Annotated in this window: 1 protein-coding gene and 1 pseudogene; both read right to left on the reverse strand. The window is 58.1% G+C overall.

Features of this window, described 5'->3' with window-relative positions; genetic code table 11:
* Nucleotides 1-115 precede the first annotated feature (115 nt).
* Nucleotides 116-962 (reverse strand): annotated as a pseudogene (locus tag I6F35_RS39395) (IS5 family transposase); the annotation flags it as partial.
* 238 nt (nucleotides 963-1,200) lie between these two features.
* The gene (locus I6F35_RS39400; protein ID WP_225122943.1) at nucleotides 1,201-1,893 is read right to left on the reverse strand and encodes a hypothetical protein; all 693 of its coding nucleotides are present in this window, start codon (nucleotides 1,891-1,893) and stop codon (nucleotides 1,201-1,203) included.
* Nucleotides 1,894-3,190 lie beyond the last annotated feature (1,297 nt).

The raw sequence follows: 3,190 nt of genomic DNA on the forward strand, positions 1-3,190 counted from the left end.
CCGAGATCGATGCCGATTGTGACAAGGTTCGTATTCGACATGGCTTGCGCTCCTGCTGCTGCCCCCCGCCGGGCTGCACGTTGCCGCTGAGAGCGGGCGTGGTCCATGCCATTAACTCATAAGGCGCGGCTGCCTTGCCCTTGCCGATGCATTCGACCTCCGGGCCGTGGAAGGAATAAAGCTTCCAGCCGCGCTGGCGCTGCTGCTGCGAGCGGATCTGAGCGGCCCGCCCGAGCGGAAGGGCGAATGCCTCCTCGAGGACTGGCCGACCTTCGATCTTGCGACGGATATCGCGAGTGATGCGGCCGAGCCGGCTGCGCAGGATGCGCAACTGCCGCTGATGCCGCTTGAGCTGGCATGGGCGTAGCGGCCCAATCGCGGCGGCCTTGGCCACACGAGAATAGGATTGCCGCAGCCTGATGCCGTACCTGGTCACCAGGCAGTTGAGTCCCTTGATGGCCGCATGCAGCAGCTTGATATCGGTCGGAAAGCTGATGGCCTTCGGCTGCACTGTGGTGTCGACCGTGATCCGCTTAAAGTCGTTGCTGTGCAACGCGCCGGCCTCCTGCGCCACCCGCAGGCTCTCGGCCAACAACAGCTCCAGCTTGTCGCCGAGCCGCTTGCGCCAATGGCTCAGATCCGAGCGCTCATGCGGGGAACGCGTGCTGGAAAAACTCTTCGCCGGTGGAGAACTGGAAGTACGGGTCGTGGACCCAGCGCTCGCACACCCCTTCATCAGACAGCCCGTAAATGTGCTTCAGCAACAACAGCCCGATCATGAAGCGGGTCTCGATGCCTGGCCGGCCGTTCTCGCTGTAGAGCGGCGCGATCTCGCCGTCGATCCAGTCCCAATCGATCTTGCCGGCAAGCAGAACCAGCTCGTGCTTCAGATTGATGATCTGGTCCAGTCGCGCCCGGAACAGATCGTTCGATCCCGTCGTCTTGCGCTTCTTCGGCCGCATCGTCCCCTCCGATGCTCCACAGAATCATGGTCCGCAAAGGGGAATCCACAAAACGAAATTGGAAGGTTTGGGGTACTCAAGCCCAAATCCCTGCAATCTCAACTGCCTCCGCATCCAAAAAACAGACTCCCGCTCAAGCGCTTAGAGGCTTGTTCACGGACGACTAGCAAGTACCTCATCAAGGACGTTGCGGAGCATCTGCACCGTAGCAGTCTCGTAGGCCATGTGCGATTGGCGATTAATACTTCTCAAAGGCGACCATTTTCATGGCCCACCGGTCGACGCCCCCCTTGTCGTTCCAATGGATGAACGTCTTTCGGATAGAGGTCTCGAGGTTTCTGCGTTCGATCCCGCTCAAAAAAGGAATCTCGATCTGACGCGTGCGCGTGAACTTCTCAACCACCGCCGCGGTCGGACTGCAGGATGGTAATCTTTCGGTAATCGGATGCGTGGTGTGCAGATCCTCGATGATATAAAAGCCACCTGGCTGGACAATGGGAAAAAGCTTCGCGAGGGCAAGCTGCTGGTGATAAGCGGCATGGGAAGCATCTTCGACGATGATTCTTACAGGCGGGAGTAAGCTCGCAAGGCGTTCCAAGGCGGCCGGATCGCCCATGTCCAGGCGCTCGAAACGGAAACGGTTCATCTTAATGGTGCTGAAATCGGAAATGTCACAGCCGATGACATCGGCTCTGGGAAAGAACTCTAGCCACATCTTAATCGATGGAATGTCCTCTCCCTTGCGAGTGAGCAGCGCGTCGGGATCAAGACAACCTTGCTGCAGTCCAATCTCGACCATCGTGAAAGGCTCGTGGCGGAACTCCTCGAACATAAACGAGTAAAACTTAGTATAACCATGGGCGTAGAGAACCGCATCGCCCTTATCAGTTCCGAGAGCATTGGCCAGTTTTGTCAAATTTGGAGCGCTCATTGCACATCCCCTTTTTACAGCCACTCGGCACTTCTTTTCCTTCAAGATGCGTGCCAATTGCTGGTGCTCATTTCCCGGCTAATTCCGTCTGGTGCGTCGTGAGCTCGAAAGCTGATCGAGGCTCGTCCCGTCACCGATCACGGCCGCATCATCCAGACAAACGACAAGCGATATACCGTCATCTTTCAGTGCGCGGACCGGAAGTTACATTCACGATGCATGCGCTTTTATGCCATGGAAGCCAAGCATTTGTTGAAATTGGGTAATCGCATAAGGGCCGTTGGATACCTCGACGGCCGAACGAGGCGCGGCTCGTGGGGGCGCTTGGACCGGCGACAAAGTTCTCATAGTACGATCGGCAGGCCCGGCAGCGGCCGCCTGTAAGGTCATCCTGGATTGGTGAGGATGGATAACAACCTTGCAAACTGTCGAACCGTCCGTCCAAGGCTGCATCGCTTTCGGCGACTATTCGGGCAATCGCCTACCCATCTGCGCCACTGCTCCTCGCATTATGGGCGGTTATGTGAGTCGCCCAGATAGGCGGCGTCGTGACCAACCAAGCCTGGTAGGTGCCTCGTGGGTCTTCCGTGATATAATCCGACAGAGTATTAGAAATATTGAGGGCCAGCTTCGAAAATCATTGATAGGCGCGTGCTCCTGTTTGCGCAGAAACCGGGGCCGAGTAAGTACATTGGAGACGAACGCATCATGGCCGCCGATCCGAAAGCCCCACCCCTCTATTCGCGAATGCAGAGCTACGGCACCCTATCGAAGCGCCGCGCGACATGCCGGGTGCGCGCTTCGCGCTGCCGGCGACTATCCACTGGATGCGCGCGCTCGCGATACTGACGGTCGACCGAAATATCGACTTCGCTTCGGCTGGGGCAAGACCATCGGCGGCCTCGTCCCTGAAAACCTAGCGCCGGCGGCCTATGCCGCCCACCTCACCGCAATGGACGATCGGCTACGCAACCCCGACCAGCTCCGCCGATCGTCCGTTGCTCCACCCGCGCCACTGGCGTACAAAATCCGAGACTCTAACCGCTGCCGGATGAAAGCGCAGTGACAGGTCACCACCTCAATTGATTAGTCGACCGTGAAGAACCTCCCAAGCCACTGAGCGGGAGTCGATTTTGCGGGTGCAGCGGCATTTGAGATTGCAAGCTTCTGGGGTGTGAGGCCTCAAAAGCTTGCAATTTCGTTTTCAGGATTCCCTCGAATCGCTGCCCGTGATTCCCTCAGTTGCATCGGAGGGGACGATGCGACCGAAAGAACGACGCGACGGCGGACAGACCGA

The sequence above is a fragment of the Bradyrhizobium sp. BRP22 genome, assembly GCF_020194175.1.
Lineage (GTDB): Bacteria > Pseudomonadota > Alphaproteobacteria > Rhizobiales > Xanthobacteraceae > Bradyrhizobium.